25 protein-coding genes and 2 pseudogenes are annotated in these 24,211 nt (G+C 57.0%); 4 read left to right on the top strand and 23 right to left on the bottom strand.

Features of this window, described 5'->3' with window-relative positions; genetic code table 11:
- Positions 1 to 11: 11 nt before the first annotated feature.
- The gene (locus FFT88_RS21235) at positions 12 to 287 is read right to left on the bottom strand and encodes a YtcA family lipoprotein (protein WP_001305715.1); all 276 of its coding nucleotides are present in this window, start codon (positions 285 to 287) and stop codon (positions 12 to 14) included.
- Positions 288 to 495: 208 nt separating this feature from the next.
- The gene (gene yjcS, locus FFT88_RS21230; protein WP_130258469.1) at positions 496 to 2,481 is read right to left on the bottom strand and encodes an alkyl sulfatase YjcS; all 1,986 of its coding nucleotides are present in this window, start codon (positions 2,479 to 2,481) and stop codon (positions 496 to 498) included.
- A gap of 290 nt (positions 2,482 to 2,771) precedes the next feature.
- Between yjcS and FFT88_RS21225 the strand changes: the two are divergent.
- A pseudogene (locus FFT88_RS21225) lies at positions 2,772 to 3,368 on the top strand (response regulator transcription factor); the annotation flags it as partial.
- Here the strand turns inward: FFT88_RS21225 and FFT88_RS21220 are convergent.
- From FFT88_RS21220 to FFT88_RS21195, 6 genes and pseudogenes are all read right to left on the bottom strand, one after another.
- Positions 3,362 to 3,931 (bottom strand): annotated as a pseudogene (locus FFT88_RS21220) (PfkB family carbohydrate kinase); the annotation flags it as partial. The pseudogenes FFT88_RS21225 and FFT88_RS21220 overlap by 7 nt on opposite strands.
- Positions 3,928 to 4,788, bottom strand: coding sequence for a ketose 1,6-bisphosphate aldolase (locus FFT88_RS21215; RefSeq protein WP_130224327.1), 861 nt, complete (start codon positions 4,786 to 4,788; stop codon positions 3,928 to 3,930). The pseudogene FFT88_RS21220 and the gene FFT88_RS21215, both read right to left, overlap by 4 nt.
- Before the next feature lie 14 nt (positions 4,789 to 4,802).
- The gene (locus tag FFT88_RS21210; RefSeq protein ID WP_135405659.1) at positions 4,803 to 5,486 is read right to left on the bottom strand and encodes a D-lyxose/D-mannose family sugar isomerase; all 684 of its coding nucleotides are present in this window, start codon (positions 5,484 to 5,486) and stop codon (positions 4,803 to 4,805) included.
- A gap of 54 nt (positions 5,487 to 5,540) precedes the next feature.
- Entirely contained in the window at positions 5,541 to 6,482 is a 942-nt protein-coding gene (locus FFT88_RS21205; RefSeq protein ID WP_001237475.1) for an ABC transporter substrate-binding protein, read from the bottom strand.
- Between the two features lie 30 nt (positions 6,483 to 6,512).
- Complete coding sequence (locus FFT88_RS21200) at positions 6,513 to 7,487, bottom strand: ribose ABC transporter permease (protein ID WP_130215630.1); 975 nt, start codon at positions 7,485 to 7,487, stop codon at positions 6,513 to 6,515.
- Positions 7,484 to 9,004: a sugar ABC transporter ATP-binding protein gene (locus FFT88_RS21195; RefSeq protein WP_135405660.1), complete on the bottom strand. Its 1,521-nt coding sequence runs from the start codon at positions 9,002 to 9,004 to the stop codon at positions 7,484 to 7,486. Before FFT88_RS21195 ends, FFT88_RS21200 begins: the two co-directional genes overlap by 4 nt.
- A 113-nt stretch (positions 9,005 to 9,117) precedes the next feature.
- Between FFT88_RS21195 and FFT88_RS21185 the strand changes: the two genes are divergently transcribed.
- The 3 genes from FFT88_RS21185 (at position 9,118) to yjdP (ending at position 12,525) form a co-directional block, all read left to right on the top strand.
- Positions 9,118 to 11,382: a hybrid sensor histidine kinase/response regulator gene (locus FFT88_RS21185; RefSeq protein WP_135405662.1), complete on the top strand. Its 2,265-nt coding sequence runs from the start codon at positions 9,118 to 9,120 to the stop codon at positions 11,380 to 11,382.
- Between the two features lie 112 nt (positions 11,383 to 11,494).
- Entirely contained in the window at positions 11,495 to 12,127 is a 633-nt protein-coding gene (locus FFT88_RS21180; protein ID WP_135405672.1) for a GNAT family N-acetyltransferase, read from the top strand.
- Between the two features lie 68 nt (positions 12,128 to 12,195).
- Positions 12,196 to 12,525, top strand: coding sequence for a DDRRRQL repeat protein YjdP (gene yjdP / locus FFT88_RS21175; protein ID WP_130215636.1), 330 nt, complete (start codon positions 12,196 to 12,198; stop codon positions 12,523 to 12,525).
- Positions 12,526 to 12,554: 29 nt separating this feature from the next.
- Here yjdP and phnP read toward each other — a convergent pair whose 3' ends face one another.
- The 15 genes from phnP to yjdN all read right to left on the bottom strand — a co-directional run bounded on the left by phnP (position 12,555) and on the right by yjdN (position 24,010).
- Positions 12,555 to 13,313, bottom strand: coding sequence for a phosphonate metabolism protein PhnP (phnP, locus tag FFT88_RS21170; RefSeq protein WP_135405663.1), 759 nt, complete (start codon positions 13,311 to 13,313; stop codon positions 12,555 to 12,557).
- A 1-nt stretch (position 13,314) separates the two neighbouring features.
- Complete coding sequence (gene phnO / locus FFT88_RS21165) at positions 13,315 to 13,749, bottom strand: aminoalkylphosphonate N-acetyltransferase (protein ID WP_135405664.1); 435 nt, start codon at positions 13,747 to 13,749, stop codon at positions 13,315 to 13,317.
- Positions 13,736 to 14,293, bottom strand: a complete 558-nt coding sequence (gene phnN / locus FFT88_RS21160) for a ribose 1,5-bisphosphokinase (protein WP_135405665.1) — start codon at positions 14,291 to 14,293, stop codon at positions 13,736 to 13,738. The genes phnO and phnN overlap by 14 nt, the downstream gene beginning before the upstream one ends.
- Complete coding sequence (phnM, locus tag FFT88_RS21155; RefSeq protein WP_135405666.1) at positions 14,293 to 15,429, bottom strand: alpha-D-ribose 1-methylphosphonate 5-triphosphate diphosphatase; 1,137 nt, start codon at positions 15,427 to 15,429, stop codon at positions 14,293 to 14,295. Before phnM ends, phnN begins: the two co-directional genes overlap by 1 nt.
- Complete coding sequence (phnL, locus tag FFT88_RS21150; protein WP_135405673.1) at positions 15,426 to 16,106, bottom strand: phosphonate C-P lyase system protein PhnL; 681 nt, start codon at positions 16,104 to 16,106, stop codon at positions 15,426 to 15,428. The genes phnM and phnL overlap by 4 nt, the downstream gene beginning before the upstream one ends.
- A gap of 176 nt (positions 16,107 to 16,282) precedes the next feature.
- A complete protein-coding gene (phnK, locus tag FFT88_RS21145) occupies positions 16,283 to 17,041 on the bottom strand; it encodes a phosphonate C-P lyase system protein PhnK (protein WP_135405667.1) in 759 nt (252 codons plus the stop codon).
- Entirely contained in the window at positions 17,038 to 17,883 is an 846-nt protein-coding gene (gene phnJ / locus FFT88_RS21140) for an alpha-D-ribose 1-methylphosphonate 5-phosphate C-P-lyase PhnJ (protein WP_000002299.1), read from the bottom strand. Before phnJ ends, phnK begins: the two co-directional genes overlap by 4 nt.
- Positions 17,876 to 18,940 carry an alpha-D-ribose 1-methylphosphonate 5-triphosphate synthase subunit PhnI gene (gene phnI, locus FFT88_RS21135; RefSeq protein ID WP_135405668.1) on the bottom strand — a complete coding sequence of 355 codons (1,065 nt, stop codon included), beginning with the start codon at positions 18,938 to 18,940 and terminating at the stop codon, positions 17,876 to 17,878. The genes phnJ and phnI overlap by 8 nt, the downstream gene beginning before the upstream one ends.
- On the bottom strand, positions 18,940 to 19,524 hold the full coding sequence (gene phnH, locus FFT88_RS21130) for a phosphonate C-P lyase system protein PhnH (protein WP_135405669.1): 585 nt from the start codon (positions 19,522 to 19,524) through the stop codon (positions 18,940 to 18,942). The genes phnI and phnH overlap by 1 nt, the downstream gene beginning before the upstream one ends.
- A complete protein-coding gene (gene phnG / locus FFT88_RS21125) occupies positions 19,521 to 19,973 on the bottom strand; it encodes a phosphonate C-P lyase system protein PhnG (RefSeq protein WP_130205889.1) in 453 nt (150 codons plus the stop codon). Before phnG ends, phnH begins: the two co-directional genes overlap by 4 nt.
- Positions 19,974 to 20,699, bottom strand: a complete 726-nt coding sequence (gene phnF / locus FFT88_RS21120; RefSeq protein WP_135405670.1) for a phosphonate metabolism transcriptional regulator PhnF — start codon at positions 20,697 to 20,699, stop codon at positions 19,974 to 19,976. It lies immediately after the preceding gene.
- Positions 20,700 to 20,719: 20 nt separating this feature from the next.
- Entirely contained in the window at positions 20,720 to 21,499 is a 780-nt protein-coding gene (phnE, locus tag FFT88_RS21115) for a phosphonate ABC transporter, permease protein PhnE (protein ID WP_001193500.1), read from the bottom strand.
- Positions 21,500 to 21,604: 105 nt separating this feature from the next.
- Positions 21,605 to 22,621 (bottom strand): phosphonate ABC transporter substrate-binding protein, encoded by a 1,017-nt coding sequence (phnD, locus tag FFT88_RS21110; protein ID WP_000992000.1) that lies wholly within the window; start codon positions 22,619 to 22,621, stop codon positions 21,605 to 21,607.
- A 24-nt stretch (positions 22,622 to 22,645) separates the two neighbouring features.
- Positions 22,646 to 23,434 (bottom strand): phosphonate ABC transporter ATP-binding protein, encoded by a 789-nt coding sequence (gene phnC / locus FFT88_RS21105; RefSeq protein ID WP_112043037.1) that lies wholly within the window; start codon positions 23,432 to 23,434, stop codon positions 22,646 to 22,648.
- A gap of 132 nt (positions 23,435 to 23,566) precedes the next feature.
- Positions 23,567 to 24,010 carry a VOC family metalloprotein YjdN gene (gene yjdN / locus FFT88_RS21100; RefSeq protein WP_135405671.1) on the bottom strand — a complete coding sequence of 148 codons (444 nt, stop codon included), beginning with the start codon at positions 24,008 to 24,010 and terminating at the stop codon, positions 23,567 to 23,569.
- Between the last annotated feature and the right edge of the window lie 201 nt (positions 24,011 to 24,211).

Raw genomic sequence — 24,211 nt, 5'->3', positions numbered from 1 at the left:
TCTCAAATAGATTAGAAAAATGCCAGCCAGAACAGCATGGCGTAGAGAGCAAAAAGGGCGGTATAAATAATTCCGACAAATGCCAGATTGATATTTGCCCGCTGAATAATTCGCCTCGTGATGAGCGTCAAAATAAGGCTGGCAATGGCGCAGAAAAACCAGCTGGGATAATAAGCGCCGATCACCGGGATTGCCGGAGATAATGAACATCCCGAAACCATGAAGACGGGAATTATCCAGGCCGTTTTTTTGAGTTGCATCGCCATGCGAGAGAGAACTGTTGGCATATTAAATACATCCTGTCTGCTGCGAACAATATCTGTAGTGAATATCAATATCCATTGAAGGCGTCAGTATGGCTATTTTCTTGATGAATAAAAATAGTTTTATTCAGCCACCGCATTCATAACTTATATATTTTATGTATTAATTGGCTGTATATATATTTAAAATAAATGCTTTTGGGGGCTTCAGCGCCCCCAAAAGCGAGTGGCATTAATTTGGAGTTACGATATTCACCCACAAATCGAAATTATCCAGACAGGCAATAATTTCTTCCAGTTTCGCGCCATTGCCAATAATTTTGGCTTTCTTCGCTTTTACCAGATCCGCCATTTTGGCTTGCCCGGTCAGCACGGCGTGAAGATCTTCACGGCTGATGTAGAAAGAGGCGTTGGCTTGCGGTTGCAGTGTTTTACGGTAGTTAAGCACGCTATCGTTCAGCGTCAGGTTGAGGTTATCGCCGTTGCTCATATTGAAGTTCAGGCTGATATTTTTACCCGCGGCTTTCGCGCTATCGAGGCGAACGGACATAAAGTCGAACAGCATTTCGACCGACATTCCGCGAATGGTGTCCGGGGAACCGGTGGTGCCGTGGCTGAACTTATGTACCCCTTCGCGCAGTTCTTTCGCGCCGGTCAGGTAGAAACCGCGCCAGGTGGCGGACTCGGCCTGATAGCCCAGCTGTTCAAAGTTATTCGCTTGCAGATTCTTCGCCACCTGGTCACCCGGGTTGGCGGCGATCACCTGTTTCAGCAACTCTGCGGACCAGCGATAATCACCTTGCTTGTTCGCTTCTTTCGCCAGGTTGATGACACGGGCAGAACCGCCCAGCGCCTGCACATAACGTTTACCCATCTCCACCTGACCATACGGATGCAGGTTAGCCGGGTTACCGTCGTAATAGCCAAGATAGAAGTTATACACCGCGCGGGCGTTGTGGCTGACAGAACCGTAATAGCCGCGGCTGGCCCAGTTATTGGCGAGTGCTGGTGGCAGCTTAATCATGTCGCCGATTTCATTCATGGTGTAGCCCTGGTTCGCCAGGTGCAGGGTCTGGTCGTGAATGTACTTGATAGTATCGCGATATTTACCAATATAATCATTGATATGCTTATTGCCCCAGACCGGCCAGGTGTGCGGCATAAACAGGACTTCCGCGTCGTTACCCCACATATCCAGCGTTTCGTTCAGGTACTCGGTCCACTTGCTGGTGTCGCGGGTTTTCGCGCCGCGCAGAGTGTAGAAGTTGTGCAGGGTATGCGTGGCGTTCTCGGCGGTACACAGGGCTTTCAGGGCCGGAATATAGAAGTGCATTTCGGCTGGTGCTTCACTACCTGGGGTCATCAGGAAGTCAAACTCCAGGCCGTCGATAATCATCTTCTCGCCAGTTCTGACGATAGTTTTAGTCGGTGCAATAATGCTCGGGTCGCCCGTTGCCAGCGTCACGCCAAGGCCATTACCCACGTTACCTTGCGCGTTGTGCGGCAGTAACAGACCGTAAGAGTAGAGCGCACGGCGGCTCATGATGTTACCCGCCAGCACGTTTTCGCTGATGGCTTCGTCCATAAAGCCAGCCGGGGCAATCACCTGAACTTTGCCGGATTTCACATCAGCTTCAGAGATAATGCCTTTCACGCCGCCATAGTGGTCGGTGTGGCTGTGAGTGTAGATAACGGCAACAATCGGTTTTTGCGGCCGATGCTGGAAGTAAAGGTCAAGTGCGGCTTTTGCGGCAGGCGGCGTTACCAGCGGGTCGATAACAATAATGCCTTTCTCACCCTCAACGAACGTAATGTTAGAGATATCCTGGCCGCGCACCTGATACATTTTATCGGTGACTTTGAACAGGCCAGAAATACCGTTGATTTGCGACTGACGCCACAGGCTGGGGTTTACGGTTTCCGGCGCAGCGGCATTAATATCAAATTTGTAATCGTCCGCGCGGTAGTAAACTTTACCGTTCGCATCACGCAGAATACCTTCATCCAGCAGCGGGGCGATAAATCCACGCTGGGCATCGTCAAAATCCTGACGATCGCTAAACGGTAATGATTTGGCGTAATTCTGATTAACCTGCTGGGTATATTGAGTGGCGGCTTTCGCTTCCTCTTTCGCGTTAGCGGTATTTACCATCATGCCGCTGACGGCGGTTAAGGCAATAACAATCCTGCTCAAACGGAATAACCGAGAGTTATTCATATAAATCTCCATTTATCATTTATGTCGTAAATATGTAATCCATGCAAAATACGTCATTTAAAGCTGGCGTTATCATAATTGGGAAACGACGAATTGAATAAGCAGAAGTGTGAACAGAATCGACCATTTTATTAGGCATTTGTGCTGAAGAGGGAAAATGACGGCATATTTATTATTGTCATCAATAATGTGACCTGACTTATGTTTTTATTATATATATTGCTTTTCTCTTTCACTTCGGCAAGAAGTCCGCACAATGATTAATCAGGTGAATAATTCGGAGTATAACCATGAAACCTGTTGTGCTGGTGGTGGATGATGACACGGCTATCTGCGCACTGTTGCAGGACGTGTTAAGTGAACATGTCTTTACGGTTTCAGTCTGCCATACCGGGCAGGAGGCAATATCACGTGTTGAGGGCGATCCTGATATCGCGCTGGTGGTGCTGGATATGATGCTACCCGATACCAACGGCCTGAGGGTATTGCAACAATTACAGAAAATGCGTCCTGCACTGCCGGTGGTGATGCTGACCGGCCTGGGCAGTGAGTCTGATGTGGTGGTCGGGCTGGAAATGGGCGCAGATGATTACATCTGCAAGCCGTTTACCCCACGGGTCGTGGTTGCGCGACTAAAAGCGGTGCTACGGCGCGTTGGCGCGCTGGCGGTCAATGAGGAGAAAAACGCCGGGCTGTCATTCAATGGCTGGTATCTCGATACCACGCGCTGCCAGTTGCACAATCCGCTACAACAACATGTCGAGCTGACCCAGGGCGAATATGGCTTGTTACTGGCCCTGGCGCAAAACGCTCGTCGGGTGTTAAGCCGCGAGCAGTTGCTGGAGTTCACCCACAGCGACAGCGTGGAGGTGTTTGATCGCACCATCGGCTGATAACGCGGATCGCCCTTGCGGGAGACAAGGTCGAGCGAGGTTTCAAAGCCATTATCACGCATTTGCGCCAGCAGGCGCGCGCTACGGGTGCCGTAAACATCGTCCGGCATATCCAGGCTATCGAGCAACAGTAAATAGCCGAGATGGAAAATCTTCATGCTGTTATCGAGCTGATCGAACGCCGGAAGATCAAGCAGTCGGTTAGCGCCCGGCGAATGGAAAAACGTCCGCTGCCCGCCTGGGTCTGTCATCACCTGCGACATCGACGTCGGGGCAAAGGTGGTGCGCTGCACATGCTGGCGATTGACGTGATATTGTTCAAGCATCGCCATGATGTAATCGCCGTCGCTGTCCTGACCGATTAGCCCGACCGCCTGTAACGGCAGCCCGGTGCGCATTTTCGCCAGCGTCAGCAGGACGTTAAGCGGCGCGCCTCCGGTTGAGCGTTCGCTGTGGGTGATCTCCGCCAGCCAGCCGCGCTCTGGCCACTGGATAATCTGGTGGACGTGGTCAACCAGCATATTGCCTGCGGCGATAATCCCTTTACGTTCCATCATGCCTGCCCCGCACTGCCGAAAATACGCATCTGTTGTGCAACCGTGTCGCTGATGGCGGCTTCCACTGCCAGCAGTAACTCGGCGAACTCGTCATACATCGGCTGACGGCGCGCCATTCGGGCCTCAACGGCTGCCAGCGCCGCTTGCGACATACCCGTGTAGAAATTGATTTTGTGGATACCCAGTTCGATGGCGCGGCGGAAATCGGCATCGCTAATCCCTGAGCCGCCGTGTAACACCAGCGGGATAGCCGCCTGCTGGCGGATAGCGTCGAGGCGCGGGAAATCGAGTTTCGGTTCGCCGCGATATTTGCCGTGTGCATTGCCAATCGCCACGGCCAGCGCGTCAATGCCGGTACGGTCGACAAAATCACGCGCCAGTTGCGGATCGGTAAACAGAGATTCATCGGCATGACCGTAAAGCGCACCGCCTTCGTCGCCACCTACCGCGCCCAGTTCAGCTTCTACCGATACGCCAACGGCATGGCACATTTTCACCACTTCCCGCGTCTGGCGGACATTTTCTTCATACTCCAGCGTGGAGCCGTCAAACATTACCGAGCTGAATCCCAGCCGCAACGCTTGCACCACCGATTCAAAATGCAGCCCGTGATCGAGATTTAACACCACCGGAATGGCATGGCGCGCCGCTTCAAATTTCACGGCTTCGACCAAGGAATCCAGCGAGATATATTTAAAATGTACTTCGGCAATGTTGATAATAAACGGCGAACGTTCTTGTCTGGCCGCAGCAAATAGCGCGCGTAAAAAGTGTGAGTCCAGCACATTAAACGCACCTAACGCATAGTGATGTTCGCGGGCATGAGCCAGCCCTTCAGCGAGAGAAATCAACGGCATAACGTTCTCCTTATTCAGCGGAACTGGCGGTATTCGTTACACAACACCAACTGGGCCGGTTCGTCTTCGTCAATCAGGTTGTAGCGGTCCAGCGGGCGTAAAAAGTGGTTATCATGGTCGTCGTCATTGACTGAAGAGACTTCGCCAACCAGCACATCGCCAAAACCGGCTTCTGCCCAAAAGCTGTGATAAAGGCCAGGCGGCAGGCAGATACTTTCGCCGGGAGACAGGCGCAACTGACTGCCTGCGGTATGTTTCTGGCGGCAGCCGTCGATCACCACCGTAACGTCGCTATCAGCCGTTTGCTCGTTGCTATCGGCATTCCACAGTTCAACAATCAAATTGCCGCCGCCGCGATTGATAATGTCCTCACGCTTACGCCAGTGAAAATGCATTGGCGTGACCTGCGAATCGCGCACATGCATGATCTTCTCGGCGTAACATTTCGCATACGGCATTCCTTTTGGCGAACCGTTACGCAGGGTAAACAGCGTCAGTCCCTGTGCAGCAAAGTCGTTGCCACCAAAAGCGGTAACATCCCAGCCGAGTTTGAGATCAAAAACTTCCTCCCATGCGGCGGTGTCGAGTTGTTGCCATTGGGCAGGCGTGAAACTGGCAAAGGGTGGAAGATGCACGTCATGTTGCGAAAAGAATTGCCGTGTATGGCCGAGAATGTCGTTTATAGCGGAGCGTTTCATCGAAAGCGTTCTCCTTAGCGGTGGCCGGGCAGGTGCGCCGCCCGGCGTGTGGACTTATTTCACCGTCCAGCCTTTGTAATTGCCGACGTTGTTTTTGTCGATCATCGTCACCGGGATCAGCACCGGCTCTTTCGGCGCGGGTTTGCCCTGCAAAATGTCGTAGCCAATTTCCACCGCTTTCGCTGCCATCACCTGGGGATCTTGCGCAGGGGTGGCGACAAACAACGAGTTCTCACGTTTCAGCGCCTCTTCGGCGTCCGGGCTTCCGTCAACGCCGACAATAAAGAACTCGTTACGTTGTGCCTGTTTTGCTGCCAGATCGGCACCGATCGCGGTGGGATCGTTAATGGCAAATACACCGTCGATCTTCGGATTTGCCGCCAGCAGCCCTGTCATCACCTCCAGCCCGCCTTCACGACTGCCTTTGGCGTTCTGGTTGTCAGAGAGCACCTTGATGTCAGGATGGCGTTTAAATTCAGTCTGGCAGCCTTCAACGCGGTTTTGTACGGCGGACACCGGAGGCCCGTTGATGATCACCACATTGCCTTTGCCTTTCAGGCGATCGGTGATGTATTTACAGGCCATTTCGCCCGCCTGGGTGTTATCGGAGGTGATGGTGGCATCGGCGCCTTCTGCCGCCACGTCAACTGCCACCACCACGATCCCGGCGTCTTTTGCCCGTTTCACCGCCGGGCCGATCCCTTTTGAATCGGCAGCGTTGAGGATGATCATATCGACGTTAGCGGCGATAAAGTTGTCTATTTGCGACACCTGCTGGCCCAGATCGTAGCCGCTGGAAACCAGCGTCACTTTGACGTTATCACCTGCCAGTTTGCGTGCTTCCAGCTCCGCACCTTTGGTGATCTGCACGAAGAATGGGTTTGCCAGATCGCCCACCGTCACGCCTATCGATTTCAGTTCTTTCGCCTGGGCGAACGGTGCTGCGGCCAGCAGCGCGCCTGCACAGAGCGCGGTCACTAAGGGCTTCAATCTCATGCTGTATTCCTCATGTGTAGGGTATTGTTGTTATGCGCTTTGATGATGTCGGGTACGGTATTTATCGATCAGCACCGCAATGATGATCACCGCCCCTTTGATCACCAGTTGCCAGAAGTAAGAGACGCCCATTAGGGTCATGCCGTTGTTTAGCGTGGCGATAATCAGCGCCCCAACCAGCGTGCCGGTGATGGTGCCGATGCCGCCAACGAAACTGGTGCCGCCGAGGATCACCGCCGCAATGGCATCCAGTTCGTACCCCATGCCTAAGTTGCCGTTGGCGCTGTACAGCCGCGAGGCGCTCATAATCCCGCCAAGCCCTGAAAGCAGGCCGCTCATGCCATAAACAAACAGCAGCACCAGCCAGACCTTAATGCCGGTAAGACGTGCCGCCTGCATATTGCCGCCGACGGCGTAGATATGAACGCCAAGCGTGGTGCGGCGCAGAATAAACCAGCACAGCACAATCACTGCGAGGGCAATCACCACCAGCCACGGGACAGGCCCGAGATAGTTATTACCTATCCACTCGAAATTAATGTTGGAGTTGATGACCGTGGTGCCGTCCGCCAGCAGATACGCCGCCCCGCGCAGCGCCGTATAGGTGCCGAGCGTGACGATAAACGGTGGCAATCCGGCAAAGGCCACCAGCGCGCCGTTGAATAACCCCAGCAGCAGGCCGAGCATCAGCGCCGCTGGAATCGACAGCATGGCGAACTCCGGGCTAAGGGAGACGACCATCGCCGCCACCGCCGTGGTGCCGAGAATTGATCCCACGGAAAGGTCGATCCCGCCAGTCAAAATGATGAAGGTCATCCCCGCCGCCAGCACAATGTTGATCGACGCCTGGCGGGTAATATTCAGCAGGTTACTTTCGGTAAAAAAGTTCGGCGCGATAAAGCCAAATACCGCCACGATCAGGATCAAAATGGGCAAAATGCCGACCGTTTGCATCAGATCGCTCATCAGCATTTTTTTGGCAGAGGTCTTTGCAGAGGTCATCATGAGGGCACCGCCTGGGAATGGGCGTCGTTGACGCCAGTCGCTAAGGTCATAATGTTTTCCTGGGTGATGTTTTTGCCGTTTAACTCACCGGCAATGCTGCCTTCGCGCATCACATAAACGCGATCGCTCATGCCGACTATCTCCGGCAGTTCGCTGGAGATCATCAGGATCGCCACGCCCTTGCGCGCCATCTCGTTCATGATCCGGTAGATCTCGCTTTTTGCGCCGACGTCCACGCCGCGCGTGGGTTCGTCGAGCAGTAAAATGCGTGGGCCAATTGCCACCCAGCGGGAGATCAACAGTTTTTGCTGATTGCCGCCCGAAAGCCCGCCCGCTCGCACCTGGGCATGAGGCACGCGAATGTTGAGCAACTTGATGGCGTCATCGGAGATGGTTTGTGCTTTTTTGCGATTGAGCATTCCCCAGCTGGCATCGCGCTCCAGGGTCGCCATGGTGATGTTTTCGGCTGCCGCCATTTCAAGGAACAAACCTTGTTCTTTGCGATTTTCGGTGAGAAAACCAATGCCAAGATCGATAGCTTCGCGCGGGGAGTGGATCACCACCGGTTCGCCATCGACTTCAATCATTCCGCTCGTCGCTTTATGCACGCCGAAGATCAACTGCGCCAGTTCGGAACGTCCGGCTCCCACCAGCCCGGCGAGGCCGACAATTTCGCCGGAACGCACCAGCAGACTGCTCGGCTGCACTTTGCCACCGTCGGTCAGGTGGTGAACATTCAGGCGGGCTTTGCCGAGCGGGATATCGCGCTCTTTATTGAACAGATCGCTCAGTGGCCTGCCGACCATCATCCGCACCAGTTCAGCGGCGTTGAGATTGTCGCGGGTCAGGCTGCCAACGTATTGCCCGTCGCGCAGCACGCTGACGCGATCGGAAAGCTCATACACTTCCGCCATGCGGTGGCTGATATAGATAATCGCCATCCCTTCATCACGCAGCCGCATAATCAGTTCAAACAGGCGGTGAGTTTCACGCGAGGAGAGGGCGGCGGTAGGTTCGTCCATCACTAGAATGCGGCTGTTGCGATGCAGCGCGCGGGCGATTTCGACCTGTTGTTGCTCGGCAATGGTCAGCGTCATGACTTTATCGCTGGCGCTAAACTGCGCGCCGAGGCGGTCGATCACTTTTTGCGCCTGCACCAGCATCTCTTTACGCTGCACCAGCCCGCCGTGGGAAAGCTCGCTGCCGAGGAAAATGTTCTCTGCCACCGTCAAATTGGGTGCCAGCTGCATCTCCTGATAAATCAGCGTAATACCGGCGCTTAAAGCATCTTTTGGCGTGCGAATGTGAAAGGGCTTGCCGTCAATCAGGATCTCGCCGCTGGTGGCGGTATACGCCCCCGCCAGCACCTTCATCAGCGTGCTTTTTCCGGCGCCGTTTTCCCCCATCAGGGCATGGATCTCGCCAGGGTAAACCGTCAAATCCACCCCCTTGAGCGCATAAAATTTGCCGAAGGCTTTGGCAATATTGCGCATCTCCAGAACCGGCGTGCTGTTCATGGTGGACTCCTGCGAGGTTGTCGATATCAGCACTCCATCACAGGAAAGTAAATGCAAAATGTCAGAAGCCGTTCATATTTGTCATATTGCGATTTTTCTTTACGGAGCGTGATATGGCGCACCCCGGACGTCACTTTTTTGCCAGCGCGCGCGGGCGATTGCTGCTTTTAAATTTGCTGGTGGTGGCGGTGACGCTGATGGTCAGCGGCGTGGCGGTAATGGGCTTTCGCCATGCCAGCCAGATGCAGGAGCAGGTGCAGCAGCAAACGGTGGATGATATGACCGGCAGCCTGAATCTGGCGCGCGACACGGCAAACGTGGCGACGGCGGCGGTGCGATTGTCGCAGGTGGTGGGAGCGCTGGAATATAAAGGCGAGGCCGAGCGATTGCAGGAGACACAGCGGGCGTTAAAAAGCTCGCTTGAACAACTGGCGGACGCGCCTTTAGCGCAACAGGACGCCGGGCTGGTGACGCGAATCATCACGCGTAGCAACGAACTGCAAACCAGCGTCGGCGGAATGCTGGAGCGCGGGCAAAGGCGGCATCTGGAGCGTAACGCGCTGTTAAGTTCGCTATATCAAAACTTAAGTTATCTGCGGCATTTGCAAAAAGTCACTCACGCGGAAGATGACATTTTACTTAACGAGATGAACCGACTGATTGTTGCTGCTATTGCCACGCCCGCGCCGCAGGCGATTATTCATCAACTGGTCGGGGTGATGTCTGCGCTGCCGACCCACAGCAATACGCCATTGGTTAATACGCTACTCACTGATTTCAATGATGAACTGCGCAAGCTGGCGCCACTTTCGGCAGCTCTCGAGCAAAGCGATCTGGCGATCAGCTGGTATATGTTCCACATCAAAGCGCTGGTGGCGATCCTCAATAGTGACATTAACCATTATGCCGAACAGGTAGCGACGCTCTCCGGTCAGCGGGTGGCGCAAAGTTACCAGGATCTGCGCTCTGGCGAGAGGGTGATCATGATTTTCGCCCTGTTAGCGGTGGTGATCACCGCGTTTGCAGGTTGGTATATCTATCGCAATCTCGGCTCTAACCTGACGGCGATTTCCCGCGCCATGAGCCGCCTGGCGCACGGCGAAGCGGACGTCACTTTTCCGGCGCTACAGCGGCGCGATGAGTTGGGTGAACTGGCGCGTGCCTTTAACGTCTTCGCCCGCAATACCGCATCACTCGAACGAACATCCCGGCTGTTGAAAGAGAAAACCACGCAGATGGAGATTGCCCAAACCGAGCGGCAGGGGCTGGAAGAGGCGCTATTGCACAGCCAGAAGTTGAAAGCGGTCGGGCAACTGACGGGCGGGCTGGCGCATGATTTTAATAATCTACTGGCGGTGATCATTGGCAGCCTGGAGCTGGTGAACACGGACTCTCCCGACGCGCCGCGAATACAGCGGGCGCTGCAAGCCGCCGAACGTGGGGCGCTACTGACCCAGCGGCTACTGGCGTTTTCCCGCAAGCAGTCCTTACATCCGCAAGCCGTTGAACTGAAAACTCTGCTGGAAGAGTTAAGCGAATTAATGCGCCACTCCTTACCGGCAACCCTGGCGCTGGAGATTGAAGCTCAGTCTCCGGCGTGGCCCGCGTGGATTGACGTCAGCCAACTGGAAAACGCCATCATCAACCTGGTAGTGAACGCCCGCGATGCGATGGAAGGGCAGACGGGAATCATCAAAATTCGCACCTGGAATCAGCGTGTCACCCGCAGCAGTGGGCAGCGACAGGACATGGTGGCGCTGGAGGTTATCGATCATGGCTGTGGTATGTCGCAGGCGGTGAAAAGCCAGGTGTTCGAGCCGTTCTTTACCACTAAACAGACGGGCAGTGGCAGCGGTCTGGGCTTGTCGATGGTCTATGGGTTCGTGCGCCAGTCCGGCGGGCGCGTGGAAATTGAAAGCGCGCCAGGGCAAGGAACAACGGTCAGATTACAGCTTCCCCGCGCGCTGGTGGCGGAGAAAAACGTATTGCCAGCGGTGGTAGAGCAGACAGCCGTCAGCGGCGATAAACTGGTGTTAGTGCTGGAAGATGAAGCCGCGGTGCGCCAGACCATCTGCGAGCAGTTGCACCTGTTGGGCTATTTGACGCTGGAAGCGAGCAGCGGCGAACAGGCGCTGGACCTGCTGGCGGCATCAACGGAAATCGATGTCTTTATCAGTGACTTAATGCTCCCAGGCGGTATGAGCGGCGCAGAAGTGGTCAATGCAGCCCGCAAACTTTACCCGCACCTGACGCTGCTACTCATCAGCGGCCAGGATTTACGCCCCAGCCATAACCCCGCGCTGCCCGATGTGGCGCTACTGCGCAAACCTTTTACCCGCGCGCAGCTGGCGCAGGCGCTGGGGCAAATTGAGGGATGATTTTCAGAATTTATCAAGAGGCCTGAAGCAAACGTGCTGCTATTGTGAGCAATTCTGTTCTGAATGGGATATAAAAGGAATTATGCCAGTACTGACAAGAGGCGATTCACATATGATCGTGATGCCAACCACCTATAGCCCTATGACGGTTGCTCGTTCTTTTCGCGTGGTGGAAGAGATCGAGCTTTCTGGACGTCTGTTACAGGTAATTTATGACAACCAGACGCCAAGAGCGGCCATCATTGAAGCGGACATTGAAGTTTTTGCAGGCGTGCCGCGTCATCGTGTACTTGCCGCTCTTGACCTGCAACGTAAAAAAGAGTTTGGCAGCAATATCATTGCCGTTGAACGCTGGTGGGAAGACTCGCATCTGGTACAGGTGGAAGGTATTTGTGTCTCTCCTGGTGAGCGCGATAAGGGTCTGGCTACTCGGCTGTATGAAGCGCTAATTCTGCAATGCGGTATCACGCTAATCAGCGATTTTGATCAATATGATGGCGGGAAGATGCTCTGGCAGAAGATCGCGCGCGAGTCCGATCAGATTTCCGTGTTTGTATTAGACACTGAACAAGGGGCATTTTGGCCTTACGATGGCACGAAAGTGATCTACGATGGCGGTTGCATTCCGGAAGAGCGTATCTGGAGTATTTCACCGGATCAAAAATGTCATGGCATTGTGCTGGTGGCGGAAAATAAACAGCGAGCTAACCAGCTAATGGAAGAGTCTGCGCCTTACCGAATTTGAGATTACTCCGCTACTCCGGTCATTCACACTCAACTAACGTTAAGCCAGTCCATTGCAGAGACTGGCTTATGAAACCTTACTCCACGCTCTTTCTTTTCACCCTGCTCACGCTGTCCACCGTTCCGGCCCAGGCCGATATTATCGACGACACCATTGGCAATATTCAGCAGGCGATTAACGACGCTTATAACCCTGACCGTGGGCGAGACTATGAAGATTCGCGCGACGACGGCTGGCAGCGTGAAGTGAGCGACGATCGGCGCAGACAATATGACGACCGCCACCGCCAGTTTGAAGATCGTCGCAGGCAGCTGGACGATCGCCAGCGCCAGCTTGATCAGGAGCGTCGGCAACTGGAAGATGAAGAGCGGAGAATGGAAGATGAGTATGAGCGGTGAGGGGGCCAGCGCGCACATGACCAACCCTATCACGCTACCCCAATCTCCATCCCATCAAACCCGGCCTCAAACCCTGACGGCAGCGCGTTCTCCATCAGCCACGCATCAAACTGGTGGCTGATGTGCGTCAGAATCACGCGCGGCGAGCGGATAACCTCATTCAGCGCCAGCACGGTGTTTAAATCGCAGTGATTACGCGGCGCATCCTCGCGCGGCGGGTGGCTGCAATCAATCACCATCACCTGCGGCTGGTTATTGAGTAAAAATTTCTGTGTTTTTTCCGGCAGGCCAGCGGTGTCAGACAGCCACGCCACCCGGCTGTGCGCCGTTTCCAGTAAATAGCCGAAAGTGAGTTTCGAATGGTTGAGCGGCAGCGGTGTGACCTGCAACCCCTGCAAATCAAACACCACAAACGGTTCCACCGTGTGGCTGAAATCAAGCAGGCCCGGATGTTTAAACAGATCGTCGCAGCCCTGTTCATCCGGCGGGCCGTAGACCGGGATCGCATCGCCCACGCCCCAGCGCAGCGGAAACAGCCCCTGGACGTGATCCATATGGTAGTGCGTCAGTAAAAACTGCTGGAACGATCCGGGCGACCAGCGATCGGCGAGATCGTGCCGCCCGGCGTCGATCAGGGTGACAGCCTCGTTAAACTTCACCACGCCGCTGCATGGCTGTCGGCGATACTGCGGCGAGCGCCGTGCTCTGGCGCAGGCCGCGCACTCGCAGCCCCATGCCGGAACGCCCTGTGCGCCTCCGGTGCCGGTGAGCGTGAGGGTCAGGCTCATGTTATAGCGCCTTCGTGAAGCGGAAGTGGCTCTGCTCGTAGCCTTCGCGCAGGTAAAAACGGTGCGCGTCGTGGCGCTTGACGTTGGTCGAAAGCTCGGTCATTTCGGCCCCGGCCTGGCGGGCTTCTTCTTCTGCCCATGCCAGCAACTTGCTGCCAACGTTCAGACCGCGCGCCTGCGGCATCACCACCAGTTCCTGAATTTCGCCGATCCAGTTGGCATGATGCAGATGAAACTGCAAATGCAGGCCGATCATGCCGACAACTTCGCCATCCAGCAGCGCCAGATGGTAGCGCATATTCGGGTCGCGCAGGTTGGCGTTAAAGCCCACGCGAAACGCGTGATGGTCAAACTCCGCCTGTTTTAGCTCACAAATCAGCGCGTAAACCGCGTCGGTATCGTACTGCGTGGCCGGGCGAAGCTCACAAGCAGGCATGGTGTTTCTCCTTCTGATGAATCAGCGTCAGCAGCGTGTCGACCGACTGGCGCAGGCTGCCGTCATTGTTGAGCATATGGCAATCCTGCGGAGTATAGCGGGCGGCGCGCGCCAGGCGGGCGTTAATTTCACTGGCGTTTTCACGGCCACGGTTTTCGAGGCGCTGGCGGAGGATCTCCGGCGAAACCTGTAAGCAAATGGGCAGCAGCGCCGATTGATAGCGCGCCCGCGCCTGCGGTAGATGCGCGCGTGAGCCGTTGACCACCACGTCGAATCCGGCGTGTAGCCAGAGGTCAATCTCGATGCCGATGCCATAATACAGACCATTAGCGTGCCAGCTTAAGGCCAGCAGGTTTTGCCCCGCGCGGGAAAAAAACTCCCGCTCACTCAGGGCGATATGGTTTTCGCTTCCGGCGCTGGCATCGCGCGTGATGTAGCGATGCGCCACCAGTAACTGCGTCTGTTCCCGCTGGCGGAGTTCCGCCAGCAGGCTATCTTTCCCGGAGCCGGACGGCCCCATCAACCAAATCAGTTTTCCCATCATCAAAACACCCTTTTCCCCTGACGCCAGACGTGGTCGATGTGAATGTGATTGCCCTTGCGATGCGCCAGCACCAGGTCGGCGCGTTTACCCTCGCCAATCACCCCGCGATCCTGAAGATTAAGCGCCTGCGCCGGGTTTTTGGTCACCAGCTTCACCGCCTGCGGCAACGTGAAGCGGTTAGTGTCGTCGTCAGCTACGCGGAATGCCGCATCCAGCAGGCTGGCGGGGTAGTAGTCGGAAGAGAGGATATCCAGCAGGCCAAGCTGCGCCAGTTCACTGGCCGCCACGTTGCCGGAGTGCGAACCGCCGCGCACGATATTGGGCGCGCCCATCAGTACGTTCATGCCATGCTTGCGCGAAGCTTCCGCCGCTTCGAAGGTGGTGGGAAATTCGGCGATCACGCTGCCAAGCTGGTGGGATTCGGCAACGTGCGCGTGCGTGGCATCATCGTGGCTGGCGAGGGCAATTTGTCGGGCGCGGCACAGGGCGGCGATGGTTTCGCGATTCGGCTGCGACCAGCGTGCGGCGAGCGCCAGCTGCTCCTCTTCATACTGCTGCATCTGCGCATCGGTGAGCGAGTATTTGCCCTGATAATATTCGCGATACTTCTCGCGGTTGGCGAACTGGCGCTGGCCCGGTGAGTGGTCCATCAGCGACACCAGCGTGACTGGCTCGCGCTGCACCAGTTTTTCAAACAGCGGCAGCGTAGTGTGATGCGGCAGTTCGCAGCGCAGGTGCAGACGGTGCTCGGCGCGGTTGACGCCGCGTTTCTGCGTCTCTTCGATGGCGTTGATCATCTTCTCCAGATTCTCCAGCCGATCGCCGCCGTCGCGCACATCACCAATCGCCACGGCGTCCAGAACGGTGGTGATGCCGCTCGCCACCATCAGCGCATCGTGGCTGCTCATCGCCGAGTGGGCGGGCCAGTCTACCTTCGGGCGCGGGGTGAAGAATTTATCGAGGTTATCGGTATGCAGCTCAATCAGCCCCGGCAGCAGCCAGCCGCCTTCGCCGTCCATCGCGTCCGGCAGGCGGCTCTGGCTTTCGGCAAAGGCGCGGATTTCGCCATCCTGTACTTCCAGCGAACCGTGTACCACCTCGTTTTCCAGCACCAGCTTAACGTTATTGATAATCATGCAGAGGCTCCCATTGGGTGCAGGCGGTCGGCGACGTCATTGCGTACGGCTTCGTCATGGAAGATGCCGACGATGGCCGCGCCACGGGCTTTGGCTTCGCGGATCAGTTCCACTACGGCGGCGCTGTTTTTGGCGTCCAGCGAGGCGGTAGGTTCGTCGAGCAGCAGAATGGGGTAGTCGACGATAAAGCCGCGGGCGATGTTGACGCGCTGCTGTTCGCCGCCGGAGAAGGTGGATGGCGCAAGGTGCCACAGGCGTTCCGGCACGTTCAGGCGTGTGAGCAGACGCGCGGCTTTAGCGGCGCAGGCTTCACGGGATACGCCGGTATCGAGCAGCGGCTGCATCACCACTTCCAGCGCCGAAATACGCGGGATGACGCGCAGAAACTGGCTCACCCAGCCGACGGTGGTCTTGCGGATTTCCACCACTTTGCGTGCTGGCGCGGTGACCAGGTCTACCCATTCGTCGCCGTGTTTAATCTGGATTTGCCCTTCATCGGGCAGATAGTTGGCGTACAGCGAGCGCAGCAGGGTTGATTTTCCGCTGCCGGAGTGGCCGTGGAGCACCACGCATTCGCCCGCGTTGACGGTGAGCGAGGCACGTTGTAAGACGGGCAGGCGCACGCCGTTTTGCTGGTGCAGGATGAAGGTTTTACTGACGTTTTGTACGTTAATCATTTTTCGCCTCGTGGTTCGCATATTGGGGAGCGGTGCACACATTGCCCCTCACCCTAACCCTCTCCCCGAAGGGGCGAGGGGACCGATTGTGCGTGGTGTTGAATACGGCACGTTTTTCTCCCTCTCCCTCTGGGGAGAGGGCCGGGGTGAGGGGACCAGCGCGCAGGGTGTTGCACTCAATTCTGCAAAACCGATGACACCAGCAGCTGGGTATACGGATGATGCGGGTCGTCGAGCACACGGTCGGTTAACCCACTCTCCACCACTTGCCCCTGCTTCATCACCAGCAAACGGTCCGCCAGCAGGCGGGCGACGCCCAGATCGTGGGTGACAATTACCACTGCCAGATTCAGCTCCACCACCAGGCTGCGCAGCAGATCGAGCAGGCGTGCCTGTACCGACACATCCAGCCCGCCGGTCGGTTCATCCATAAACACCAGCTTCGGATGCGTCACCAGGTTGCGGGCGATCTGCAAACGCTGCTGCATGCCGCCGGAAAACGTTGTCGGCAGGTCGTCGATCCGGTTGGCGGGAATTTCCACCTCTTCCAGCCACTTCTGCGCGGTGGCGCGAATGTCGCCGTAATGACGCGCCCCGGTCGCCATCAGCCGCTCGCCGATATTGCCGCCTGCCGACACCTGGCGGCGCAGGCCGTCGAGCGGATGCTGATGCACCACGCCCCATTCGGTGCGCAGCAGGCGGCGGCGGTCGGCTTCGCTCATGCCATAGAGGGAACGGTTCTCGTAGTAAATCTCCCCCTGTTGCGGCGTCAGGCGGGCGGAGATTGATTTCAGCAGCGTGGTCTTCCCGGAGCCGGACTCCCCGACAATGCCCAGCACTTCCCCCGGCCATAAATCAAAAGAGACATCGCTAAAGCCTTTGCCCGGCGCGTAAAGGTGGGTCAGGTTATTGACCGAAAGTAACGGTTGATTCATTGGCTTTTCGCCTCGCTCTGTTGGCGGCAATAATCGGTATCGGAGCAGACAAACATGCGGTTTCCGGCGTCATCCAGCACCACTTCGTCGAGATAGCTGTGGGTCGATCCGCAAATCGCGCACGGCTCATCCCACTGCTGGACAGTGAACGGGTGATCGTCGAAATCGAGGCTTTCCACGCGGGTAAACGGCGGCACCGCATAGATGCGCTTCTCACGCCCCGCGCCGAACAGTTGCAGGGCGGGCATCATGTCCATTTTTGGGTTATCGAATTTCGGGATCGGCGACGGGTCCATGACGTAGCGTCCGTTCACTTTCACTGGATAGGCATAGGTGGTGGCGATATGACCGAAGCGGGCGATATCTTCATACAGCTTCACCTGCATCACACCATACTCCTCCAGCGCGTGCATGGTGCGGGTCTCCGTTTCGCGCGGCTCAATGAAGCGTAGCGGTTCCGGGATCGGCACCTGGAAGATAACTATCTGATCTTCGGTCAGCGGCGTTTCGGGGATGCGGTGGCGCGTCTGGATAAGCGTCGCATCATCCGTGCGTTCGGTGGTATTTACCCCGGTCACGCGCTTAAAGAAGTTGCGAATCGACACGGCGTTGGTGGTGTCATCCGCGCCCTGGTCAATCACCTTCAACACGTCGCTTTCGCCAATCACGCTGGCGGTGAGCTGTATGCCGCCGGTTCCCCAACCGTACGGCATCGGCATCTCGCGCCCGCCAAACGGCACCTGATAACCGGGGATCGCCACCGCTTTTAAGATGGCGCGGCGGATCATGCGTTTGGTCTGCTCGTCGAGGTACGCAAAGTTGTAGCCGCTCAGATTAGCCATGGTTCTGCTCCTGTTGCAGACGTTTGAGTAGCTCCAGTTCGGCCTGGAAATCGACGTAGTGCGGGAGTTTGAGGTGCGAGACAAAGCCTGCGGCTTCGACGTTGTCGGCATGCGCCAGCACGAACTCTTCATCCTGCGCCGGGCCTGTCGCGTGCTCGCCGTACTCCGGGGCTTGCAGAGCGCGGTCAACCAGCGCCATCGCCATCGCTTTACGTTCGCTCATACCGAACACCAGCCCGTAGCCGCGCGTGAAGTGCGGCGGCTCATCCGGCGGGTCGATAAAACCGTTAACCATTTCACACTCGGTCATCAGCAATTCGCCGACGTTCACCGCAAATCCCAGCTCTTCCGGCACAATCGACACGTCGATATAGCCGCTGCGGATTTCGCCTGCGAACGGGTGATTGCGCCCGTAACCGCGCTGGGTGGAGTAGGCCAGCGCCAGCAAGTAGCCTTCGTCGCCACGCATTAACTGCTGCAAACGGGAAGAACGTGAACAGGGGTAAACCGGCGGCGTGCGGGTGATGTCATCCGGCTGTGCGCCGCTCTCTTCTTCAAACTTCGCCAGCCCCTGACGCGCCAGCAGACTGAAAACGTGCGGCGACGGGGCTTGCTCGCTGTCGGCGGTGGTCAGCGTTGGCGCTTCGCCGTTTGCCAGCAGGGTAAAATCGAGCAGGCGATGGGTGTAGTCGTAGGTTGGGCCAAGCAGCTGGCCGCCGGGAATGTCTTTATAAACGGCGGAGATACGGCGTTCGAGACGCATCCCGGTGGTGTCGAGCGGCTCGCTCACCGCCAGTTTTGCCAGCGTGGTGCGGTAGGCGCGCAGCAGGAAAATTGCTTCAACGTTATCGCCGCTGGCCTGTTTCAGCGCCAGCGCTGCCAGTTCGCGGTCGGCAATGCCGCCTTCAGTCATCACGCGATCCACCGCGAGATTAAGCTGCTGTTCAATCTGGGCGACGCTCAGTTCAGGCAAATCAGTATCGCCCCGGCGTCGGCTTTCTTGCAGGGCGTGGGCGGCGTCGATCGCCTTTTCGCCCCCTTTCACGGCAACGTACATCAGCACACCTCCACATGAGTGGTTCGCGGGATAGCCAGCAGGCGCTCGCCGCAGGTCAGGATCAGGTCGATGCCGAGCGGGAACGGGTGCGGGCGCTCGGTGAGTTCGTGCAGAACGCACTCCGGTAGCTGCGGGGCGATCATTCGTTCTTCGGCAATACCCGCGCCGGTAAGGCGCAGCATGCGCCCGCCGCTCAGGCTGGCGACCTGTAAAATCAGCGTCGCGCCCGCTTCTGGCGCAACGGCGGTGCCGCTGGAAAGGGCGTTGAGCTGTTCGCTGGAAATCGCCTCATCCGTCACCGCGAAGGTCGCCTGTTCCGGTTGATTGACCAGCGGCGCGTTGGTATGAAAACGCAGGCTCTGGCTGACGATATCGTTACTTAATGGCGCGGAAAGCCACACCGGCGTGTCGTTATCGGCCAGCGTGAGCAGCACGCTGGTGGTGGCGATATTCAGCGGCTGCCAGCCGCGTTTGAGCTGATGCAGGGCGACAATCACGCCCGGCTCGCTCATGGCCTTTAACAGGCGACGAAAACTGTGCTGGGCATCCTGCACGGGAAGCATAAAAGCGGTTTCCAGGGTCATGCGTTATCTCCGCGAACCATCGTAAAGAAGTCGACCCGGCTGGCGTTCACTTCGGCCTGGCGTGCGGCAATGCGTGCCATACGGTCAGCATCCAGCGGGGCAATAAGGGTTTCTGATAAGTTTTGAAAGTGGCGAGATTGCTGCATCAGCGCGTCAATCAGTGCGCAGCGTTCGGCGTGCTGTTTATCACGCCCCAGCACCCAGCTGTAGCCGAGCGTGCCGTCAGTCAGGCGCACGGCGGCGCGGGTCAGCGTGGCGTCGCCGGCAAAAAAACGTTCGCCGGTACCGCCCATCCGCGCCTGAATCTGTACCAGGCCAGTTTCGGCGGCGCGGATAACGTCATAGTCGGCGGTGATGTTCAGCGCGTTCAGGCGGGCTGCCAGTTCAGCCGGTTGGCTGTGCGCCAGCACGGACATCCAGTGCTGGCGGGTCGCGGTATCTGCGTGCATTCAGTGCTCCATAGTGAATTCAATCATGTCGGCGCGCGTCAGGCTGACGGAGTACTCCGCCGGGCTGCTTTCACCGTCACGGTGGTTAAGGGTGCGCACGCACAGCAGCGGCGACATATTCGGGATTTCAAGACGCTGGCACTCTTTGGCCTGGGCGCGGCGGGCGCTGATCCGCGTCTGGCTGCGGCGCAGCGCAATCCCCGTTTGCTCGCGCAGAAAATCGTGCAGCGAGCCGCTGTCGAAGCGTCGCAGCGTCGGCCAGAGGGTGAGGTCCGCAAAGTAGTGGTCGATTAAACAGAGCGCGACGCCGTTGACCCGACGCAGGGTGCGCAGGTGGATGACGTTCTCCCCCTCGGTTATCCCCAGCGCGTCAGCGACGTGACCGGAGGCGGGGCGCAGCACCGACAGCAGTTTTTCGCTGGTGGGGTGGCTGCCCTGGTCCAGCAGGTTCTGGCTAAAACGCGCCTGGGCGTTGAGCGGATAATCGTACGGGCGCATCAGCACCAGCACGCCGACGCCCTGACGGCGCTGTACCCAGCCTTTTTCCACCAGTTGGTCGATGGCGCGGCGCAGGGTGTGGCGATTCACCTCAAAGCGCGCCGCCAGTTGCTGCTCGGCGGGAAGATAGTCGCCGCAGCGGTAGTGTTGACGAAGCTCCTGCTCAAGTTTTGCGGCTATCTCCTGATAGCGTGTTGGGTAGCTGGTCGGATGTGTAGACAAGTGCATAGCTATCAATGCCTCGCTTATCAGATAAAGTGCTTACGCAACCGTTGAGAGAGGAAATCCAGCAGGCTGACCGTGACGATAATCAGCACCATCAGGGCGCAGGTTTGCTGGAACTGGAAACCGCGAATCGCTTCCCACAGCGTGACGCCGATACCGCCCGCGCCGACCATGCCGACAACGGTCGCCGAACGGACGTTGGATTCGAAGCGATAGAGGGAGTAGGAAATCAGTAGTGGCATGACCTGTGGCAGTACGCCGTAGAGGATCTCTTCCAGCTTGTTGGCGCCGGTCGCGCGAATGCCTTCCACCGGGCCGGGTTCAATCGCTTCCACCGCTTCAGAAAGCAGTTTGGAGAGCACGCCGGTGGTGTGGATAAACAGCGCCAGCACGCCAGCGAACGGGCCGAGGCCGACGGCGACCACGAAGAGCATGGCGAAGACCATTTCGTTAATGGCGCGGCAGGCGTCCATCAGGCGTCGTACGGGTTGGTAAACCCACCACGGCACCAGGTTTTCGGCGCTCATCAGACCGAAGGGGATAGAGAGAACCACTGCCAGCGCGGTGCCCCAGACGGCGATTTGCAGCGTGACGGCCATTTCGGTGAGGTAATCCTGCCACTGGCTGAAATCGGGCGGGAAGAAGTCGGCGGCGAACGTCGCCATGTTGCCACCGTCTTTAATCAGCGTGAGTGGGGCCATTTCCGCGCCCTGCCACGAGACGACCAGCACGGCGAGAACAACGGCCCAGCTCAGAAGCGAGAACCAGCTGCGCTTGGGTGGGGCGATGGTGATGGTTTGCATGTTTGGCTCCGGTCTGTAGGCCGGATAAGGTGCTTGCACCGCATCCGGCATCAACGTCTGCACATTGTCGGATGCGACACCGGGGCGTCTTATCCGACTTACGATTTACTGCACCGCTTTACTCACCGAACTCATCGCGCTTAACGCGTTGTTCAGTCGGTCCAGGTCATCCAGCTGTGCCTGAATGGCGGTGGTTTTCGCCAGCTTGTCCTGCTCATTCAGTCCTTTATTGCTCTTAACGCCCTGCATCTCTTTAAACAGCGCGAGCTGGCGAATCGGTACCAGTTGCAGGTCGCTGGAAGCGCGGAACGGCGCCCAGCCCAGGCGCTCCAGCACCGCTTTCTCTTCCGGCGTTTTGCCGTAATTCATAAAGAAGTCGTAGATCTTGTCTTTGGTGGTTTCGGAAAGATTTTTGCGCCAGACGATCGGATCGCCTGGGATCAGCGGCGACTTCCAGATCACCTTCAGTTCTTTCAGTTTCTCTGGCGCGGAGGTTTTCAGCTTGTCGAGGTTTTCGGTGTTGTTTGTGGCGACATCCACCTGCTTGTTGGCGACGGCCAGCGCGTTGGTTTCATGCCCGGCGTTGACGGTGCGCTTGAAGTCGCTGGCGGAGATATTGTTTTTGGCAAAGACGTAGTAACCGGGGACGAGGAAGCCAGAGGTGGAGTTAGGATCGCCATTGCCGAAGGTGAGATCTTTCCGCTTCGCCAGCAGATCGTTCAGGTTATTGATCGGGCTGTCTTTGTTGACGATCAACACGCTCCAGTAACCCGGCGATCCATCCGCCGCGACCGTCTGGGCGAAGACCTGGCCGTTGGCGCGATCCACCGCTTCCATTGCCGACAGGTTGCCGTACCAGGCGATATCCACTTTGTTGAAGCGCATTCCCTGGATGATGCCCGCATAGTCCGGGGCAAAGAAGGCGTTCACTTTCACGCCCAGCTTCTTCTCCATATCCTGTAAGAATGGCGTCCATTGCGGTTTCAGGTTTTGCTGTGATTCCGTTGAAATAATGCCGAAATTCAGTGCCTTTTCCTGCTCTTCGGCGTGCGCCGGGCTTAACAGGGTGCTGAGGCTGAACATGCTGGTGAAGGCCAGCGAGGCAATTATCTTAGCGTTCATTCGTTTTCCTCAATGATGGGGATGTCAGGCAGCTTTCGCGTTCTCTTCGATGCGATTAATGCTGCGGTAGAGATGGTCAAAACGTTCGTTATCAAACTGTTGGCTGCTGCCGTCGTAGAAGACGTGCCCCTGGCGCAGCGCGACGATGCGTTCGCAGTAGCGCAGGGCGTAATCCACCTGATGCAGCGTGACGACCACGGTAATGCCGTCGTTCTGATTGATGTCGCGCAGGGTGTCCATCACGATGCGGGCGGATTCCGGGTCCAGCGAGGCGATGGGTTCATCGGCCAGAATCACTTTCGCCTGCTGCATCAGCGCACGGGCAATCGCCACACGTTGCTGCTGGCCGCCGGAGAGCGTAGAAACGCGTTGATGGGCAAAATGCACCATGCCAACGCGGGTCAGCGCCTGTAACGCCCGCTGTTTCTGCTCGCGGGTGAACCAGCTAAAACAGGTGCGCCAGAATGGCGTGCTGCCGAGCGCGCCAATCAGCACGTTTTCCAGTACGCTCAGGCGATTCACGAGGTTGAATTGTTGGAAGATGTAGCCGGTATGGGCGCGGCTTTTGCGGATATCGCGGGCCAGACGGCCTTCGCGCTGGACAGTGCGGCCCAGCAGCTCGATATGGCTACCGACAGATTTATCGCCGGTAATCAAACCGCTTAAGTGACGTAAAAGGGTGGATTTGCCGGAACCCGACGGCCCAAGCAGAGCCACCATTTCACCATGATGAATGTTCAGATCAACCGCGTGCAGCGCCTGATGCTGATTGAAGGTTTTGGCGAGCTTCTCGACACGGATAATCGTTTGCATGATGCAGCCTCCCTAAAAAAGTGGCTCCATCGTGGCGGATTATTGTGACGATTTTGTTAATTAAAAGTGACTAACAGATGAAGAGTTAACGGGAATTCGATGACAGTGCGGGAGGGCGGGCCTCCCGGCGGGTTATTGCGCTGGTTGTTGTTTAACGACATTAATCATCCACGGCACGCCAAATTTATCGGTGACTTTGCCGAAGCCATGCGCCCAGAAAGTTTCCTGCCAGTCCATTTCGATTTTTCCGTTAGCTGCAAGGTTATCAAACCAGCGTTTTCCTTCTTCGACCTGTTGTGAATCGAGCACCAGCGTAAAGCCGGAGTAGCTGGCTTTTCCTGACGGCATGGCATCGCTCATCATGATATCGCTTCCGGCAATACGCACGTTAGCATGGGCGATGGCGGTATCGGGAAATTGCATACCAGAAGGGCAGCCTTCGGCGCTGTCCTGCGCTGATTTCGGCATTTCCCCGAAGCTGATTTTATAGAGCAGTTCCGCGCCCAATGTGCGTTGATAATAAGCAATTGCGTCGGCACAGTTACCGGCAAAAGAGATGTAGGGACTTAACGGCATGATGGTGACCTCAGTTAAGAGAAGCCAGTTAAGTGTAGTTCGAAATTTGTACAGATGAGAGGGAAGCCTGATAAGACGCGCGAGCGTCGCATCAGGCATCTGGCACCGTTGCCGGATGCGGCGTAAACGCCTTATCCGGCCTACGGAGGGTGCGGGAATTTGTAGGCATGATAAGACGCGCGAGCGTCGCATCAGGCATCT

Source organism: Escherichia sp. E4930, from assembly GCF_005845405.1.
In the GTDB taxonomy this organism is placed as follows: domain Bacteria; phylum Pseudomonadota; class Gammaproteobacteria; order Enterobacterales; family Enterobacteriaceae; genus Escherichia.
This window is presented reverse-complemented; position numbering and strand designations above follow the sequence as displayed.

Coding starts and splice junctions, on each gene's coding strand:
- FFT88_RS21185 (WP_135405662.1), top strand. CDS start 9,118: ATGGCGCACCCCGGACGTCACTTTTTTGCCAGCGCGCGCGGGCGATTG.
- phnE (WP_001193500.1), bottom strand. CDS start 21,499: ATGCAAACCATCACCATCGCCCCACCCAAGCGCAGCTGGTTCTCGCTT.
- phnC (WP_112043037.1), bottom strand. CDS start 23,434: ATGCAAACGATTATCCGTGTCGAGAAGCTCGCCAAAACCTTCAATCAG.
- phnL (WP_135405673.1), bottom strand. CDS start 16,106: ATGATTAACGTACAAAACGTCAGTAAAACCTTCATCCTGCACCAGCAA.
- phnH (WP_135405669.1), bottom strand. CDS start 19,524: ATGACCCTGGAAACCGCTTTTATGCTTCCCGTGCAGGATGCCCAGCAC.
- phnO (WP_135405664.1), bottom strand. CDS start 13,749: ATGCCTGCTTGTGAGCTTCGCCCGGCCACGCAGTACGATACCGACGCG.
- yjdP (WP_130215636.1), top strand. CDS start 12,196: ATGAAACCTTACTCCACGCTCTTTCTTTTCACCCTGCTCACGCTGTCC.
- phnM (WP_135405666.1), bottom strand. CDS start 15,429: ATGATTATCAATAACGTTAAGCTGGTGCTGGAAAACGAGGTGGTACAC.
- FFT88_RS21195 (WP_135405660.1), bottom strand. CDS start 9,004: ATGAACAGCACGCCGGTTCTGGAGATGCGCAATATTGCCAAAGCCTTC.
- phnF (WP_135405670.1), bottom strand. CDS start 20,699: ATGCACTTGTCTACACATCCGACCAGCTACCCAACACGCTATCAGGAG.
- phnN (WP_135405665.1), bottom strand. CDS start 14,293: ATGATGGGAAAACTGATTTGGTTGATGGGGCCGTCCGGCTCCGGGAAA.
- FFT88_RS21200 (WP_130215630.1), bottom strand. CDS start 7,487: ATGATGACCTCTGCAAAGACCTCTGCCAAAAAAATGCTGATGAGCGAT.
- FFT88_RS21215 (WP_130224327.1), bottom strand. CDS start 4,788: ATGCCGTTGATTTCTCTCGCTGAAGGGCTGGCTCATGCCCGCGAACAT.
- FFT88_RS21235 (WP_001305715.1), bottom strand. CDS start 287: ATGCCAACAGTTCTCTCTCGCATGGCGATGCAACTCAAAAAAACGGCC.
- phnJ (WP_000002299.1), bottom strand. CDS start 17,883: ATGGCTAATCTGAGCGGCTACAACTTTGCGTACCTCGACGAGCAGACC.
- phnK (WP_135405667.1), bottom strand. CDS start 17,041: ATGAATCAACCGTTACTTTCGGTCAATAACCTGACCCACCTTTACGCG.
- FFT88_RS21205 (WP_001237475.1), bottom strand. CDS start 6,482: ATGAGATTGAAGCCCTTAGTGACCGCGCTCTGTGCAGGCGCGCTGCTG.
- phnI (WP_135405668.1), bottom strand. CDS start 18,940: ATGTACGTTGCCGTGAAAGGGGGCGAAAAGGCGATCGACGCCGCCCAC.
- phnP (WP_135405663.1), bottom strand. CDS start 13,313: ATGAGCCTGACCCTCACGCTCACCGGCACCGGAGGCGCACAGGGCGTT.
- FFT88_RS21180 (WP_135405672.1), top strand. CDS start 11,495: ATGATCGTGATGCCAACCACCTATAGCCCTATGACGGTTGCTCGTTCT.
- phnG (WP_130205889.1), bottom strand. CDS start 19,973: ATGCACGCAGATACCGCGACCCGCCAGCACTGGATGTCCGTGCTGGCG.
- yjcS (WP_130258469.1), bottom strand. CDS start 2,481: ATGAATAACTCTCGGTTATTCCGTTTGAGCAGGATTGTTATTGCCTTA.
- yjdN (WP_135405671.1), bottom strand. CDS start 24,010: ATGCCGTTAAGTCCCTACATCTCTTTTGCCGGTAACTGTGCCGACGCA.
- phnD (WP_000992000.1), bottom strand. CDS start 22,621: ATGAACGCTAAGATAATTGCCTCGCTGGCCTTCACCAGCATGTTCAGC.
- FFT88_RS21210 (WP_135405659.1), bottom strand. CDS start 5,486: ATGAAACGCTCCGCTATAAACGACATTCTCGGCCATACACGGCAATTC.